Source organism: Pontibacter indicus (genome assembly GCF_900156345.1).
GTDB classification, from domain to species: domain Bacteria; phylum Bacteroidota; class Bacteroidia; order Cytophagales; family Hymenobacteraceae; genus Pontibacter; species Pontibacter indicus.
On the sequence record NZ_FTPP01000002.1, the window covers coordinates 288811 to 306411 of the forward strand.

The window sequence follows — 17601 nt, forward strand, 5'->3', positions numbered from 1 at the left end:
AAGCACCTTATAGCATCACTAACAAGTTATATGAATCAGGTTAAAATTCAGATTCCTTCCTTAATCGAGAACATCCGGGTTATAGAAAGCTTCATAGACAATTCAAAGGAAGAATTCGAGTTTGAAGACGACGTGTACGGCAACATCATGGTCGCTGTGACGGAGTCTGTAAACAATGCCATTCGCCATGGCAATAAATTCGACAAAGAAAAACTGGTATACCTTACGCTCCAGATAGAGAACAATCAGCTTCTTTTTGAGGTTGAGGACGAAGGCCCCGGCTTTGACTATGACACCCTGCCAGACCCTACCGCTCCTGAAAATCTGGAGAACCCAGGTGGCCGTGGCATTTTCCTGATGCGCAACCTGTGTGACGAGGTGAACTTCCTCGACAACGGTAAAAAGGTACAACTCATATTTAACATCACTTCATCAGAGAATGGATCATCTAATTGAGTTCTTCAGCGAGGACGTAGATTTCTCGCTGGATAACCCAGAACAGATTTCCGGCTGGATCGCAAACATCATAGAGCAACACGATTATGAACTGGTAAGCCTTACCTACATTTTCTGCTCTGACGATTACCTGCACCAGATCAATGTGGAGTATCTGGACCACGATACGCTCACAGACATCATCACCTTCGATAATGCCGATATAGAAGGCACCATCGAAGGTGATATTTTTATAAGTATAGACCGTGTGCGCGATAATGCTGCTACCCACGGCACCTCTTTCCACGACGAACTTCACCGCGTCCTCATCCACGGCGTGCTCCACCTGCTTGGCTTTAAAGATAAAACCCCTGAGCAGGAGGCGGCTATGCGCAAACTAGAAGATTCTTCCTTATCTTTGCGGAAATTTTAATCGCAAAACAGGGAATTACCATCCCTTCTTTGATGTTTCACGTGAAACATCCCTAAATTCAGAATACATGTTTCCAGAATACGATATCATAGTTGTAGGAGCGGGTCACGCAGGTTGTGAGGCTGCTGCTGCAGCTGCTAAAATGGGCTCCAAAGTTCTATTGGCAACCATGAACATGAACACGATTGCCCAGATGTCCTGTAACCCAGCAATGGGGGGTGTGGCAAAAGGACAAATCGTACGCGAAGTGGATGCACTTGGTGGTATGAGCGGAATTATCACCGACGAGACCATGATCCAGTTCCGTATGCTCAATAAGTCCAAAGGACCTGCCATGTGGAGCCCACGTGCACAAAGCGATCGCATGCGATTTGCGGAGGCTTGGCGCCTAACATTGGAGCAAACAGAGAATGTAGACTTCTGGCAGGAGATGGTAACAGGTATAGAAGTAGAGGGTGGAAGGGCCGTTGGCGTACGCACCAGCTTGGGGATAACTATACGTGGAAAGGCCGTTATCTTAACGAACGGCACCTTTTTGAATGGTATTATCCACATCGGAGAGAAGCAAATGGGAGGCGGCCGCTCGGCAGAGAAATCAGCGAAAGGTATAACCGAACAACTGATTCAACTAGGTTTTGAAGCAGGTCGTATGAAAACCGGAACTCCGCCACGCGTGGATGGTCGTTCACTCGATTACAGCCGCATGGAGGAACAGTTCGGTGACGAAAACCCGTCCAAGTTCTCATATACTGAGACGACGCCATTGGCAAAACAGCGCAGCTGCTTTATTACCTATACTAATACTGACGTACACGAGATCCTAAAGACAGGCTTCGAAAAGTCGCCGATGTTCCAGGGACGTATCCAAGGGTTAGGACCTCGTTACTGTCCATCCATCGAAGACAAGATTAACCGCTTTGCGGATCGTGACCGTCATCAAATCTTTGTGGAACCAGAGGGATGGAATACAGTAGAGGTATACGTAAATGGCTTCTCTAGTTCTTTGCCGGAAGATGTGCAGATGAAGGCCCTGCGAAAAATCGTTGGTTTCGAAAATGCCAAGATGTTCCGTCCTGGGTATGCGATTGAATATGATTTCTTCCCACCAACGCAGCTCAACCTGACTTTGGAAACAAAACTAGTGGAGAACCTTTACTTCGCTGGACAAATAAATGGCACCACAGGTTATGAGGAAGCCGCTTGCCAGGGTTTAATGGCAGGTATAAATGCCCATAACAAGATAAACGAAAAAGCGCCATTTATACTGAAGCGTTCCGAAGCGTACATCGGCGTGTTAATTGATGATCTGGTAAATAAAGGGACGGACGAACCATACCGCATGTTCACTTCAAGGGCAGAGCACCGCATCCTGCTACGTCAAGACAACGCGGATATTCGCCTGACAAAGCTAGGTTATGAGTTGGGGCTGGCAGACGAGAAACGCATGACGGCTGTGGATAAGAAGATCACGGAATCAGCAGATATCATCGCCTACTTAAATAATAAGCCAATTGAGCCGGGAGATATCAACAGCATGCTGGAGCAAATGGGATCGGCCCCGATTGTAGAAAAGCAGCGTGCGGGCCAACTTATCAAGCGACCAAACATCGAAATCAAGCACATTGCGAAAGCTGTGCCTGCAGTAGCAGAATACCTTAGCAAATTCAAATCTGACAGCGTAGAGCAGGCCGAAATTGCTGTGAAATACGAGAGCTATATTGCAAAGGAGCACACCATGGCTGCAAAGATGGGCGAGCTTGAGAACTATAACATTAAAGAGAAAATAGACTACCGCAACATACCTGCCTTGTCAGCAGAGGCACGCGAAAAACTGCTGCGCATTCAACCTGAAACCATTGGACAGGCATCGCGCATCAGTGGCGTTTCACCGGCTGACATATCGGTACTAATGGTATACCTTGGAAAATAAATGAGCTACGAAAGACTGGAGCATTGCCCGATATGTGGCAAAGATGATTTCAAAAACTTCCTGGTAGTGACAGACAATGCGGTCTCGAAAGAGAGCTTCGTAATTGTAGAGTGTGAGAACTGCACCTTTAAGTTTACGAACCCGCGACCTGATGCAGCCAGTATGGATAAGTATTACGAATCTGACGAATACATATCGCACAGCAACATAAAGACGGGCATTATCAACAGAGCCTATCATGTGGTGCGCTCCATTACGACGAAGCAAAAAGTAGAGCTTATCAACAGACATGCTCCGGCAAAAGGAACCATACTGGACTATGGCTGCGGCACAGGCGTTTTTCTGAACGCGTGCAAACAGGATGGCTGGGACATAAGAGGAATAGAGCCCAATTCCCGTGCACGCGAAGAGGCATCTACGCTTACAGGTGAACTCATGGCTAAAGGACTGGAAGAGATTTCCGGTGAAAAATTCGAAGTCATTACACTGTGGCATGTGCTGGAGCATATCCATACGCTAAATGAGACATTCGCAGAACTGATCGACTTACTGCAGGAAGACGGGACACTGATCATAGCCGTGCCTAATGCCGACTCGCATGACGCACAGCAATACAAAGCCGATTGGGCAGCCTACGATGTACCAAGGCACTTGTACCATTTCACGCAGCCTACCATGAAGCGGCTGCTTAAAAAGCACAAGATGCAATTAAGTGAAGTGCTGCCTATGAAATTTGACGCCTACTACGTGAGCATGTTGAGTGAGAAACATAAGGAGGGGAAGACAAAGGTCATCAGTAGTGTGGTGAACGGGTATAAGTCAAACAGCTATGCAGAGAAAAACGGCAACGATTATTCGAGCCTCATCTTCGTAGCAAAAAGAAAATAAACACCACCCATAAGTGTTAATAAATAAGAACAAGGCAAGCGAAAGTTTGCCTGTTTTTCATTTAAACGAATAGTAGATGAAACTTGTCAACAGTATTTTTATCGCTGCTTCCCTCTCTGCGCTTGCTTCATGTGCCAGCATCAACAACCCGGAAGGAGGTCCTAAGGATGAAGACGCGCCTGAGCTTCTGAACAGCAACCCGAAGCCACAAGAACTGAATGTGAGCACCCGCACCATCACACTTGATTTTAATGAAGAGGTGCAGCCAAATAACCTGCAAAAAGAATTGCTTATTACGCCCTTTACAGAGAACAAGTACCAGGTGAGAATGAGCAAGACCAGGCTGGAACTTGTATTCGAAGAGCCATTCGAAGAAAACACCACCTATACCTTCAACTTCAGAAAAGGGATACAGGACATAACCGAAAAGAACATAGCAGAAGGCTTGGGGCTCACGTTTAGCACAGGCTCATTCATCGACTCAAGCCGAGTGAGCGGACAGGTGGTGAGGCTGTTGACACAAGAGCCGGAGAAGGAGGCAGTGGTAGCCTTATACCCGACAAACGATACACTCAGCATCCGGAAAAGCAGACCCTATTACCAAACCCAGGCAGATGCTAACGGAGAGTTTGCGTTCGAAAACATAAAGGACGATGAATACAGGATCTACGCGCTAACAGACAAAAACAATAACTCGCTCTACGATAACGAAGAGGAGTGGATAGCCTATAAAGCGGAGCCGATACAAGTTACAAGCAAAGAGCAGGATGTTGTGTTGTATACGGTACGAATTGATACGAAGCGCCCCCTATTGCAGCGCCGTGAAAGGTATACCGATCGCTTTGTAGCCAACTACAACGAAGGCCTCGAAAGGTTTACAGCCACACCAGCAGATTCTCCAAAAGACACGCTCATCCATAAGATATCGCCGGATGGAAAGATTGTGGATATATTCGGCGACAATCGTTTTGCAGGAGGCAGGGCGATATTAACCGCTCTTGACTCGGCGGCGAACCGAACAGTGGATACAGTACAGATTGCATTTGAAGGGAAGCGAGCACAGCGTGTAAGCGGGGCAAGGCTTGTACCTAATGGGAATGGCACCGGCAATGCCAATACCATTGCAGAAGGTCAGCTGGTCACAATCGAATTGGAAACGCCGGTAAAGATCCAGACAAAAGAACCCGTACGCCTGCTGGCTGACAGCACAGAAGTGGCCAGGCTGTCGTATCCGGATCAGGTGAAGCTAGACCGCTCCGCCACAGAAATCACCTTTACAATGCCCCGATGGAAGAACGCAACCCGAGAGGCAACCATCGTGCTGGACAGTGCTGGGATAGTGCCCGTGCAGGGAGATCAGTTTAGCAAACCTGCCATACAAGTGACTATAGCGGAAGCACGCGGAGCCGGCAGTTTGAGAGGTGCCGTGAAGACTGAGCAAAAAAACTATATCGTTCAGCTGGTAGACGATCAATACAAAGTGAGGGATCAGGTACGCAATACCAGAACATACAACTTCAGGAACATCACGCCGGGTACTTATTTCATCCGGGTAATACTCGATGCCAACAACAACGGCAAGTGGGATGGAGGTGATCCGGAGCTAGTCAAAGAACCGGAACAGGTATACCTCCATGACAAGGCTTTGGAAATCCGGGCGAACTGGGACATGGAAGAAAACATATCATTTTAGTAGAAAAAGGAAGCCAGACTGGCTTCCTTTTTTTATGGACTAACAGGGACCTAGACACTGCCTTGCTGTGGATAGTATTTAGGTATAGGCGCCAGAAGTAACGAATAGGGGGTAAAAGTGCTTTCTTGTCAACAGGAGCGCAGTGAACGTGAGAGGCGACAGAATGCGCATAAAACATTACGCTCAAACGCTGTAGAATGAAACATCTGAGCGCAAGGTTAAGTGGTGAAAGGAAAGGTCAGCGAGGAAGTGAGTTAGTGTATTGCTAAATAATAGTAGGTATACTTTGCCGGAATGACACCCATGCATGGAAATCAACGGCTGGATCAAACAGGTATACTTGTCAAGAATCAAGTACAGGTATAGATAGAAACTGAGCCTCAGCTGAAGGGTCATAGGCTACAAATGCCATGTCTTCCGGATCAACCACCTCTTGTTCGATGAGAGAAAACTCACTGATTACAATCCCCACTCAGAGCAACAAAAACTGTGAGAAACAGAAGAACAAGTATAACCTTGAGATGCCAGGACATTGATAATCCTAAATCGAAAAAAGGACACCTACGGTGTGAGTTCTCTTCACTATAATCAGTAAAAGAAATTCCTCCATTTACTAAACCAATACCTTCCAAGATTTCCCCAACTTCAAACACGGGCAGCTAAGCCGCACACACCAAAAGAAGAATAATCAGACTCCAGTTAGCATACAAATGGCCCGAGGGTGTAAGCCGGTGAGCGTTGCTATACATGTCCTAAACCTCAATAGGCAAGAGTCAAAAAGTATCCGCCCCATTGACAGGTGAAACACATTCAAAGCGTAGCTGTTCGAATTGTGGAAGAGGATAAAACGATAGTGTCGTATCGGTTGGCTTAACTTAATCAGGTTTAGCAGATGAATCCATCTGCAAAATTCCTTTAGGTCAAACGAAGCCTATAGTTGGCTGCAAAAGATTGGCAGCTCGGCAATTCCAAGGGGCGTGAAACAACGCTGGAAACAAAGTATAATCCGTCTCGCAAATAAACTCCTCAGAATACCGTAGTAGGTAAAATCAATTGAATAGATAGAGAAAAATCGTGCGTTTTCCTTAAATCAAAAATCCTGTTTAGAAATCCACAAAAAAGGTGGGTATAACTGTGGACAAGTGTGGAGCAAATCTGATAACTCCACACGACCATGTTCCACAGATATAGCCAAAGGGCTGTGGAACACATAAAAAGTGGAAAGCGGTTGACAAAGAGACATGCAAAAAAGGCTTTTCCACGGCTGGAGGTAAGTGTGAAAAAAGTAATGCACACAAAATGGGTAAAAGTGGATAAAGGGCTTAAGTAACTGAAATCTAAAAATTAACAAAAAGATAAAGTGTGGGAAGTAAGGTGCACAGCCAAGGTATAGGAAATGAAAATGAGGACAAGTCAGAATGTTCCACACTTATCAACTTATAAACAGCCTTAATGATGAAAGAAGATTTATTTAAAAACTTATCTAATTAAAATTAATAAGGTCAGGTAAGATGTGGAAAGCTGGATAAGTTGGCCAAAAAAGGGAGGAAAAAGCCGATGAGCGGACTAGAAAAGCAGAGAGCAGGCAAAGCCAAAAAATTAAAAAGCCCTATCTTTATAGGGAGAAAAAAGAACGCTAAAATAAAACTATGACATTACTATTAAAACTAGTACCCCCCTTCGAAGACCCAGTGCTGATTTTCACGCTGGTGCTCCTGATTATTCTGATTGCCCCCATCATCCTCAATAAATTAAAAATACCAGGTATAGTAGGCCTTATACTGGCAGGAGTCATTGTAGGTCCAAACGGATTTAACCTACTGCTGCGCGACTCCAGCATCATTCTGTTCGGGACAGTGGGCTTGCTCTACATCATGTTCCTGGCCGGCCTTGAAATCGACATGGTAGATTTCAAAAAGAACCGGAATAAGAGCCTGGTCTTTGGCGCATTCACGTTTCTGATCCCTATCACAGTCGGAACGGTCATCTTCTATTACATCATGGAGTATGAGCTGATTTCCGCCATACTGCTCTCAAGTATGTTCTCCTCACATACTCTGATATCTTACCCCATTGTCAGCAGACTAGGTCTAACCAAAAACGAAGCAGTGACTGTGACCATTGGAGGCACGATAGTGACCGACACGGCCGTACTGTTGGTGCTGGCCGTAGTGGCAGGCGGGGCGGCAGGCAACCTGGATGCGTGGTATTGGATAAAACTGGCCATCTCCCTGACCATATTCGGAGGCATTGTCATGTTCGTGTTCCCACGCCTGGCAAGTTGGTTTTTTAAACAGATTGAAAGCGAAAAAGGAGCGCAGTACATTTTCGTACTCACACTGGTGTTTGCAGCCGCCTTCCTGGCAGAGCTGGCAGGGGTAGAGGCCATTATCGGCGCCTTCCTGGCGGGGCTGGCGCTTAATACCCTTATACCGCACAGCTCGGCCCTTATGAACCGCATCGAGTTTGTGGGCAACAACATTTTCATTCCCTTCTTCCTGATCAACGTGGGCATGATCGTGGATTTGAGCGTACTTTTCCGCGGACCAGAGGCCTTGATTATTGCCGGGATCATTGTAGTTGTAGCGCTCTCCACCAAATACCTGGCGGCCTGGGTTACGCAAAAGGTATACGGCTACAGCGCCACACAGCGCGATCTGATATTTGGTTTAAGCAGTGCCCACGCTGCCGCTACGCTGGCCGTAATCCTGGTGGGCTATAACCTTGGCATCATCAACGAAGAAGCCCTGAACGGAACCATCGTACTGATATTGGTGAGCTGCCTGGTGAGTTCCTTTGTGACGGAGAAGGTGGCCAAGAAACAGGCAATCATCGAGAGCCGGCGCAAACCCGACCTGAGCCAGAAGCCGGACCGTATTCTGGTGCCAATCGCCAACCCCAAGAACATCGAGAACCTGATCGATTTGGCGGTGATGCTGCGCAACCCGGATTATCAGGAGCCCATCTACCCGCTGGCCGTCGTGCTGGACAACGAGCAGGCCGAAGAAGAGATCTACAAGAAGAACAAGATGCTGCAGGAGGCCATAACCTACGCCTCAGCTACGGACAACGATGTGCAGCTGGTCGCCAAAATCGACATCAACATAGCCAGTGGCATTTTGCGCGCCATCAAAGAGCTGATGATTACGGAAGTGCTGCTGGGCTGGAACGCAAAGATCACGACCCGCGACCGCATTTTCGGGACGGTGCTCGACAACCTGCTGGAGAACACCGAGCAGATGATACTGGTGTGCAAGATTATGCAGCCGCTCAACACAACGCGCCGTATTGTGGTGATCGTGCCGGCCTACGCCGAACTGGAGAGAGGCTATTTGCGCTGGATGCGCACGGTGAGCATATTGGCGACGCAGCTAGGAGCCAAAGTGGTGTTCATGGCAGGCCACAGGACGATGAACAACCTCAAGTCCACGGTAAAGGGCAGCAAGCCAGCCGTAGACGCGACCTACGTGCCAAGGCCTTCCATGGCAGAGTTCGAGCAAAACCAGACAGGTATAGGCAAGGACGATATGGTAGTGGTGATATCGGCGCGCAAGGGCACTGTATCCTACAACGGTGTGCTCGACACAGTGCCTCGTGTGCTTTCGCGTAACTACAAAGACAACAGCTTTATCATCTTATACCCGGAGCAGTACCCGAACATGTACCAGGACAATCAGTACAAGACAACTGGCTATACCAATGAACCAAGGGAAATCGAAGGCTTTTAACTACGAACTGGATTTCCGGGAAACGGATTTCCGGAAAAATCCGGAGCTGTACCGTATCGGAAAGGGAGAGCAGGGCGTTTTGCTGGTAGAACCCTATAAGTCGGAGATATTGCCGCATTGGCGCTTTAAGACGCCTGAGATCGCACGGGAGTCGTCGGAGCATATCTACGGTCTGTTTTTGGATTACCTTCGTCAGAACGACTTTGTGGGCGCCGACATGGCACGCAAGTTCCTGCAGATGGGGTACACCCGCTCACGCCGCTACGCCAACCACCGCACAGGCCAGAAGTACAAAGGCTCGGTTCCGGATGACAAGAAAGGGCAGAGCGGAGCGCACGGACGGGACCAGTTGCCACTAGATCCGGATCCGGTAAAGGCGGAATCGGCGCGCATTTTCAAGGAGAAGTGGGACCAGGCCAAGGAGAACGAAACGTATAAAAAGCTGATGGCCGAGTTCAGGGCAAAATACGAATCTTAAAAAATCGACGCGAGATTATTCATTTAACCTTTTAATTCCGAAATTAGTAAATCACATATCTTTGCATACAAGATAAAACTAGAGAGCAACATGGTTAACAAAGAAATCAGGTTAGGCAAAGGGCTTGGAAAAATCAAGTTTGGCCTTACAATGGAAGAAGTAGAAGCGCTATTGGGCGAACCTGAAGAGATAGAAGAGTCTGACGAGGAGGATGAGTTTGAGCACCAGGCCTGGAACTACTGGGAGGAGGGTTACTCGCTGTACTTCGACAAGGAGGACGACTATAAGCTGAGCTGTATTGAAACAGCCAACCGCGATGTGAAATTGTGGGAGGAGCGCATTTTCGAGATGAGCCAGGAGCAGCTGAAGAGGCTTTTTGCTGATCACGGTTACGAGGATCTGGAGGAAGAGGAAATGGAAACAGGCGAAACACGCATCTCTTACGAAAAAGAAATGATCGACCTGTATTTCGACGAGGACCAACTGATTGCCGTAAACTTCGGTGTGTTCATCAACGACAACCTCGAGGTGGTTTGGCCAGAGAAATAAGAATAACAGTTACTACATACCGCCCGGCTGCTGCAAAGGAGCCGGGTTTTTTTATGCCAAACTCAAATGAGCAGCCCCGTCAAGTACAGGTATAGAGCAGAAAAACCAGTTAACTATACCTGGTTTAAGGATAAAAACAGAGCCTAACATGTAAGGTGAACTTGGTAAGTGCTATACCTTAGAGATAGGTATGGCACTGTGGAAAAACTTGTCTGAAAGGGCTTGAGCAGGTATAGGAGCGCCAATTTCAAGTATAGCTGTACACAAGAGCATAAAAAAAGCCCGGACGAGCCGGGCTTTTTTTATGCAGTTCAGGTGAACCTTAGTTGAAGAAGAAGTTATAGATCTCCTCCTGTATTTTAGGATTGATGGATACGGCCAGAATAACCGACACGATCAGGCCAATGGTCACGGAAAGAATATCCTTTCCAATCAGGTTGAGCGTCTTCATGAACTTGGTGCTGCTGTCCTGAGCACGCAGGCGCATGCCCAGTTCGCGGCCGGCCAGTAGACCGATGAAAACCCAGGTAGTACTCATCGGCACGTTGTTCACCTCCTTGAAAACGTAAAGGATAAGCGCGTAAACTAGGTCGATGATGGTGGCACTACGCACGTCACGTACCTCTGACTTTTCATTGATAATGTTCTGGATTTTGTCTCCCTTCTTGTAGAACAGGAAGCCAAGGCCAAGGAAAATAAACAGCGTGAAGGCCAGGAATTCATACACATTGAGCTGACGCGGCAGGTATACGGCGATGTTGGCCAGGTCCTGAGCCAACCAGATATACCACAAAAAACCACTGATCACCCACTGCGCCACCGTCCAGGCATAGTGCGCTTTGCCTTTGATGAAGCGCTTGATCACTTTAGTGAGCGTCAGGTAAATAATCAGGGCCGAGATGAAGGCCACGATGTAACCTGCTATACTTTTGTTGAGCATGCTCAGGATGGTGCCGGAAGTGGCCGTGAACACGCTGAGCAGCATGAAGGTAGTGGAAACAGGTATACGGAACCTTGTAAGCAGCAGCAGGATGATCGGGGAGGCCAATTGCAGGTATACAAAACTGGTAGGTGCTACTTCCAGGCCGGGTGTGGCCAGACGCTGGTAAGACACGTCGCCATCAAACACAAACCAGCTGTATGATACCGTAGCGACAAAGATAAGGCCCATAAAGAGCCACTGCCAATACCACTTCTTGTCTTCGTTGGAGCCGATAAACGTACCGATGGTCTGGATGCTGTCGTTGGCAATAGCCGAGTAGCCAGCGAATGCGAAGCCTACCCACATGGCGATGGAGGGATAGGGATAAAGTGCGCCCGCAGCGATTAAGGAGAAGGCGATAAAGTAAAGAAATTTCTTTTCTTTCTGGACCACTACATCCAGAAGGCCAAGTCGCCTTGTAAACTTATGGGGTTGGGTTGGGACTACGTGTTTTTTGCCTTTTTTAGTCTTGGCCATCGTAAATTGGGTGAGTGAGAATAAAAATCGGCGCAAGTTATTACAAAACACCAAGGAAGTAGATAAGCCCTATGTTAAGAAATTGTTAACAGATGCACTTTTCTAAGCAGCAACATGGTGGCTGGCTGATGGTTAGTGTATCGGCTCCAGAGGCAATCAGGCCGTAACGTGCCGAAAAACAATGAAAAGCCTATGGCATAATCACCCTTTAATCTTCTATCTTTGCAGCATGGCGACACAAGAGAAAACCCCTGTAGAAAACGCACAGTTAAAAGATATCATCTCGCACGCAAAGGAGTACGGATTCGTGTTCCCTTCCAGCGAGATCTACGATGGCCTGCAGGCCGTGTATGACTACGGCCAGATGGGCGTAGAACTGAAGAATAACCTTAAGAACCTGTGGTGGAAGTCGATGACGCAGCTGCATCAGAACGTGGTCGGTATAGACGCTGCCATTTTCATGCACCCGCTCACCTGGAAAGCCTCCGGTCACATCGATAGCTTCAACGACCCGATGATCGACAACAAGGACTCCAAGAAGCGCTACCGTGCAGACGTGCTGATCGAAGAGAAAGCCGCCCAGTACGAAGCCGACGGCCACTACGACAAAGCCAGCGAGCTGCTGGTGGAGATGGGTCGTTTGCTCGGCGCTGAGGAACTGGATGCGGTACGCGAGCTGATTATCCGTGAAGGCATCAAGTGTCCGATCTCCGGTACATCTAACTGGACCGAAGTACGTCAGTTCAACCTGATGTTCTCTACCCAGGTAGGTTCCGTAGCCGAGGATGCCAGCACCATTTACCTGCGTCCTGAGACAGCTCAAGGTATATTCGTGAACTTCCTGAACGTGCAGAAAACTGGCCGCATGCGTGTGCCGTTCGGTATCGCCCAGATCGGAAAAGCCTTCCGCAACGAGATCGTGGCCCGTCAGTTCATCTTCCGCATGCGTGAGTTTGAGCAGATGGAAATGCAGTTCTTCGTGCGCCCTGGTACTGAGATGGAGTGGTACAACACTTGGAAAGAGAGCCGCAAGAAATGGCACGAGGCCATCGGTATACCTGCCGAGAGCCTGCGCTACCACGACCACGAGAAGCTGGCCCACTACGCTAACGCCGCCGTGGACATCGAGTTCAAGTTCCCATTCGGTTTCAAAGAGGTAGAAGGCATACACTCCCGCACCGACTTCGACCTGACGCAGCACCAGGAGCTGAGCCGCAAGAAACTGCAGTACTTCGACAACGACCTGAACGAGGACGGCAAGCCATACGGCAACTACATCCCTTATGTGGTGGAGACATCAGTTGGCGCCGACCGCCTGTTCCTGATGACGCTGTGCAGCGCCTATACCGAAGAGGAGATTACAGAAGGAGACCAGACCAAGACGCGTACTTTCCTGAAGTTCCATCCGGCGCTGGCTCCGGTAAAGGTAGCCATCCTGCCGCTCACCAAGAAAGACGGACTACCAGAGAAAGCGACTGAGATTTTCAACTCGCTCAAGTATGACTTCAAAGCAATCTACGAGGAGCGTGACTCCATTGGCAAGCGCTATACCCGCCAGGATTTGATTGGAACACCGTTCTGTGTGGCTGTGGATCATCAGACACTGGAAGACAACACCGTAACGGTACGCGACCGCGACTCGCGCGAGCAGGTACGCATGCCAATCAGCGAGCTGCACGGTTACATCAACAAAGCCGTTAGCTTCAAAAGCATATTCGAGAAGTTAGGCTAAGGTATAGGTATAGCCGATCACACAAAAGCGCCCGCAACAACAAGTTGCGGGCGCTTTTTTTATTAGGTATACAAAGCAAGTAGAGGTTCAAATGAAATAATTAGCCAGCCTTCAATATAAATTGCTATACCTTGTTTAGATAAAAATTTGTCTCAGAATGCTTGAAAGTGCTTTAGTTATGTTAAGTATCGAGTTGTAATATGTGGAACAACGACGATAAAAAATAGTGTATAGCGGTGTAAACGATTGGAAATAAAATAATTAAGTTAAATGCAAGGTGCTTTTATCCACATCTAACTACTTTCTTAAAAGTCTAAAAGGAATTACAAAATCAAACCAGCTATACCTGAGTACTCCTTAACTCTGACAAGCAGGTATAGCTGCATCTTAAAAAGAGTATTTTATACCAAATCATTTGCTAATACTACTGGTAGGTTTAAAGCTATTTCAGGTCAGGAAAGGTGCTACCAATGTGGTGTATAAAACATAAGGAAAAAGCGAAAGGGGATCGTAGAAGCGGTTTTTGATTTAGTATTCCACAACATAGATTCCATGATAGCACCAAGTCAGTGTTCTACTTGTTAGGTATAGGTAGAACAAAAAAATGGAAAAGTCTTTTGAGCGATCGAGCGGAAAGCCTCAAAAATTTAAAAATACTTACCTTTGCATTACAGCGGGAATCTATTAAAGTCTGACGCTCCTTTTGGAGGGTTTGCAGTTAAATTAGCAATCCTGAGTATATTGCTAACTTATTGCATTCGCGAGGCATGTAGCGGCTCTGAAACAGATCCTATACCTGTCCAAAACTGACAGATTAGCTTTATCCAGCTGTTTTGAAAAGAAGAATTACCGGAAGTTTAAGTGCTGAAAATGGCAAAGTATAACGAGTACAAAAACCTGAACTACGCCCAGGTAGGCGAGGAGGTACTGGCATTCTGGAAGGAGCACAACATCTTCCAGAAGTCAGTTGCGACGAGGGAAGGGCACAAGCCTTTCGTATTTTATGAAGGACCACCGTCTGCGAACGGTACGCCGGGTATTCACCACGTGATGGCCCGCGCCGTGAAAGACATTTTCTGCCGCTACAAGACCCTGAAAGGATTCCAGGTAAACCGCAAAGGCGGCTGGGACACGCACGGCCTGCCCGTAGAGCTGCAGGTAGAAAAAGAACTGGGCATCACCAAAGAAGATATCGGCAAGAAGATCACGGTAGAGGAGTACAACCAGCGCTGCCGCGAAACCGTGATGCGTTTCAAGAGCCAGTGGGACGACCTGACCGAGAAGATGGGCTACTGGGTGGACCTCGACAATCCGTATATCACCTTTGAGAACGAATACATCGAGTCGGTATGGGCCCTGTTGAAGCGCCTCTACGACAAAGGCTATTTGTACAAGGGCTATACCATCCAGCCTTACTCGCCGGGTGCGGGTACCGGTTTGAGCTCGCACGAGCTGAACCAGCCGGGTTGCTACAAGATGGTGAAAGATACCACGATCGTGGCGCAGTTCGAGGTAAAGAAAATCACCCGCAACATGTTCCTCTTCGAGTATGAGGAAGAAAAAGTGGCCTTCTTGGCCTGGACGACAACGCCCTGGACGCTTCCTGCTAACACGGCGCTGGCTGTGGGCAAGAACATCAGGTACGTGAAGGTGAAAACCTACAACCCCTATACCTACGAGCCGATCTCGGTGATCCTGGCTAAGGACCTGGTGAGTCGTTATTTCAACCCGAAAGCTGCAGACCTGGCCCTGACTGACTACAGCTCAGGCGACAAACTGATCCCGTTCAAAGTAGTAGAGGAATTTACGGGCGCGGACCTGGCCGGTGTGGAGTATCACCAACTGATGCCCTACGTGCAGCCGGACAAACCCGCTTTCCGTGTGATCATTGGCGATTACGTGACCACAGAAGACGGTACGGGTATCGTGCACATCTCCCCAACTTTTGGTGTGGACGACTTCCGGGTAGCTGCCCAGAACGACATCCCGGCGCTGCTGGTAATGGATGAAAATGGCAAGCCTGCCCCTATCGTGGACAAGCAAGGCCGTTTTGTAAAGGAGATCACCGACTTTGCCGGCATGTACGTGAAGAACTACACCGGCGAAGACGAGTCAGCCGCTGACTATAAGCCGACCGATGTGCTGATCGCGATCAAACTCAAAGAAGAAGGCAAAGCCTTTAAGGTAGAGAAATACGAGCATACCTACCCGCATTGCTGGCGTACGGACAAGCCGGTGTTGTACTATCCGCTCGACAGCTGGTTCATCAAAACCACGGCGGTGAAGGACCGACTGATCGAGCTCAACAAGACCATCAACTGGAAACCGGAGTCTACGGGTACAGGCCGCTTTGGTAACTGGCTCGAGAACCTGGTGGACTGGAACCTGTCGCGCTCCCGCTACTGGGGCACGCCACTGCCGATCTGGCGGACAGAAGACGGCGAGGAAGAGGTATGCATCGGCTCGATCGTGCAGCTGAGCGAGGAGATCGACCGTGCCGTGGAAAAAGGCTACATGGAGGCTTCCGTGGAGATCAATGACCTGCACCGCCCGTATGTGGACAACATCGTGCTGGTGAGCCCGTCCGGCAAGCCAATGTACAGAGAGACAGACCTGATCGACGTGTGGTTTGACTCGGGCGCCATGCCTTATGCACAGTGGCACTACCCGATCGAGAACAAGGAAATATTCGAGCAGAACTTCCCGGCCGACTACATCGCCGAGGGGGTGGACCAGACACGCGGTTGGTTCTTTACGCTGCATGCTTTGGCGGTGATGCTGGAGGACAGCGTAGCTTACAAGAACGTCATCGCTAACGGTCTGGTGCTCGACAAGAACGGCAACAAGATGAGCAAGCGCCTCGGCAACGCCATCGATCCGTTTGAGATGATCGGCAAGTACGGTCCGGATGCCGTGCGCTGGTACATGATCGCCAATGCGCCACCTTGGGATAACCTCAAGTTCAACCCGGAAGGTGTGGTAGAGACGCAGCGCCGTTTCTTCGGTACGCTGCAGAACACGTACTCTTTCTTTGCCCTGTACGCCAACCTCGACAACTTTACCTATGCCGAGGCAGACGTGCCGTTGGAGCGCAGAACCGAAAGCGACCGCTGGATCATCTCCAAGCTGAACACGCTGGTAGCAGATGTGGATTCATACCTGAACGACTACGACCCAACCCGTGCTGCCCGTGCCATCCAGGATTTTGTGGTGGACGACCTAAGCAACTGGTACGTGCGTCTCAACCGCAAGCGCTTCTGGAAAGGCGAGTACAACGAAGACAAGATAGCCGCTTACCAGACGCTCTATACCTGTCTGGAGACCATTGCCAAGCTGGCTTCGCCAATTGCGCCGTTCTATGCCGAGCAACTGTACCGCGACCTGAACCACGTGAGCCGTAAGCACAAGGAAGAATCGGTGCACCTGGCGTATTACCCGGAAGTAGAGCACACGGCCATCGACAAGGATTTGGAAGAGCGTATGGCGTTGGCCCAGACCATTTCGTCGCTGGTGCACTCGCTGCGCAAGAAGCACTTCATCAAGGTGCGTCAGCCGTTGCAGCGTATTCTTATACCTGTGCTGAATGACAAGACCCGTCAGCAAATTCAGGCTGTAGAAGACCTGATCATGAGCGAGGTGAACATCAAGCACGTGGAGTACATCGACGACACATCGGGTATCCTGGTGAAGAAGATCAAGCCGAACTTCAAGAAGCTGGGTCAGGTGTTTGGTCCGAAGATGAAGCTGGTGGCCGCCGCCGTGCAGCAAATGAATCAGGACGACATTGCCCGTCTGGAGCGTGAAGGAGGTATAGACCTGCCGATAAACGACGAGGAAACGGTGGTACTGACGCCGGATGATGTGGAGATTTCTTCGGAAGACATTCCGGGTTGGTTGGTAGCCAGTGAGGGCAAACTGACTGTGGCGCTGGATGTGACCATCACCGAGGAGCTGAAGCAGGAAGGCATCGCCCGCGAGCTGGTGAACCGTATCCAGAACTTGCGCAAGGACAGCAACCTGGAGGTGCAGGATAAGATCCATATCGTGCTCCAGGCTTCTGTGCCGGAGGTAAATGCCGCTGTGGAAAAATTCCGCGACTACATCCAGGCCGAGACACAGGCACTGAGCCTGGAACTAGCTGACAACGTGGTAGATGGAACAGTGCTCGAGGTGGACGATTACCAGGTGAACATCAACATCCGCACCGAAGCGGTAGTAGCATAATATAATTCAAGCCCCGGCTGAAAACCAGCCGGGGCTATACCTTATACCTTTA

11 protein-coding genes are annotated in these 17601 nt (G+C 49.0%); 10 read left to right on the top strand and 1 reads right to left on the bottom strand.

All coding sequences use genetic code 11. The annotated features are described in order from the left end of the window. Nucleotides 1–30 precede the first annotated feature (30 nt). From B0B12_RS09860 to B0B12_RS09895, 8 genes are all read left to right on the top strand, one after another. The gene (locus B0B12_RS09860) at nt 31–456 is read left to right on the top strand and encodes an ATP-binding protein (protein WP_076668390.1); all 426 of its coding nucleotides are present in this window, start codon (nt 31–33) and stop codon (nt 454–456) included. After that, nucleotides 440–868 (top strand): rRNA maturation RNase YbeY, encoded by a 429-nt coding sequence (gene ybeY, locus B0B12_RS09865; protein WP_076668392.1) that lies wholly within the window; start codon nt 440–442, stop codon nt 866–868. The genes B0B12_RS09860 and ybeY overlap by 17 nt, the downstream gene beginning before the upstream one ends. Nucleotides 869–935: 67 nt before the next feature. After that, the gene (mnmG, locus tag B0B12_RS09870; RefSeq protein ID WP_076668394.1) at nt 936–2798 is read left to right on the top strand and encodes a tRNA uridine-5-carboxymethylaminomethyl(34) synthesis enzyme MnmG; all 1863 of its coding nucleotides are present in this window, start codon (nt 936–938) and stop codon (nt 2796–2798) included. Further along, nucleotides 2799–3686 (top strand): class I SAM-dependent methyltransferase, encoded by an 888-nt coding sequence (locus B0B12_RS09875; protein ID WP_076668397.1) that lies wholly within the window; start codon nt 2799–2801, stop codon nt 3684–3686. A gap of 76 nt (nt 3687–3762) precedes the next feature. After that, nucleotides 3763–5379 carry an Ig-like domain-containing domain gene (locus B0B12_RS09880; RefSeq protein ID WP_076668399.1) on the top strand — a complete coding sequence of 539 codons (1617 nt, stop codon included), beginning with the start codon at nt 3763–3765 and terminating at the stop codon, nt 5377–5379. A 1649-nt stretch (nt 5380–7028) separates the two neighbouring features. Further along, on the top strand, nt 7029–9107 hold the full coding sequence (locus B0B12_RS09885) for a cation:proton antiporter (RefSeq protein WP_076668402.1): 2079 nt from the start codon (nt 7029–7031) through the stop codon (nt 9105–9107). After that, nucleotides 9079–9585: a DUF4385 domain-containing protein gene (locus B0B12_RS09890; protein ID WP_076668404.1), complete on the top strand. Its 507-nt coding sequence runs from the start codon at nt 9079–9081 to the stop codon at nt 9583–9585. The genes B0B12_RS09885 and B0B12_RS09890 overlap by 29 nt, the downstream gene beginning before the upstream one ends. 90 nt (nt 9586–9675) lie before the next feature. Continuing rightward, entirely contained in the window at nt 9676–10134 is a 459-nt protein-coding gene (locus tag B0B12_RS09895; protein WP_076668407.1) for a hypothetical protein, read from the top strand. A 322-nt stretch (nt 10135–10456) separates the two neighbouring features. Here the strand turns inward: B0B12_RS09895 and B0B12_RS09900 are convergent, their stop codons facing one another. Further along, nucleotides 10457–11593 (bottom strand): hypothetical protein, encoded by a 1137-nt coding sequence (locus B0B12_RS09900; protein WP_076668410.1) that lies wholly within the window; start codon nt 11591–11593, stop codon nt 10457–10459. 229 nt (nt 11594–11822) lie between these two features. Between B0B12_RS09900 and B0B12_RS09905 the strand changes: the two genes are divergently transcribed. Together B0B12_RS09905 and ileS are read left to right on the top strand one after the other, a co-directional pair. Beyond that, a complete protein-coding gene (locus B0B12_RS09905; RefSeq protein ID WP_076668412.1) occupies nt 11823–13325 on the top strand; it encodes a glycine--tRNA ligase in 1503 nt (500 codons plus the stop codon). 870 nt (nt 13326–14195) lie between these two features. Further along, on the top strand, nt 14196–17549 hold the full coding sequence (gene ileS, locus B0B12_RS09910; RefSeq protein WP_076668415.1) for an isoleucine--tRNA ligase: 3354 nt from the start codon (nt 14196–14198) through the stop codon (nt 17547–17549). Nucleotides 17550–17601 lie beyond the last annotated feature (52 nt).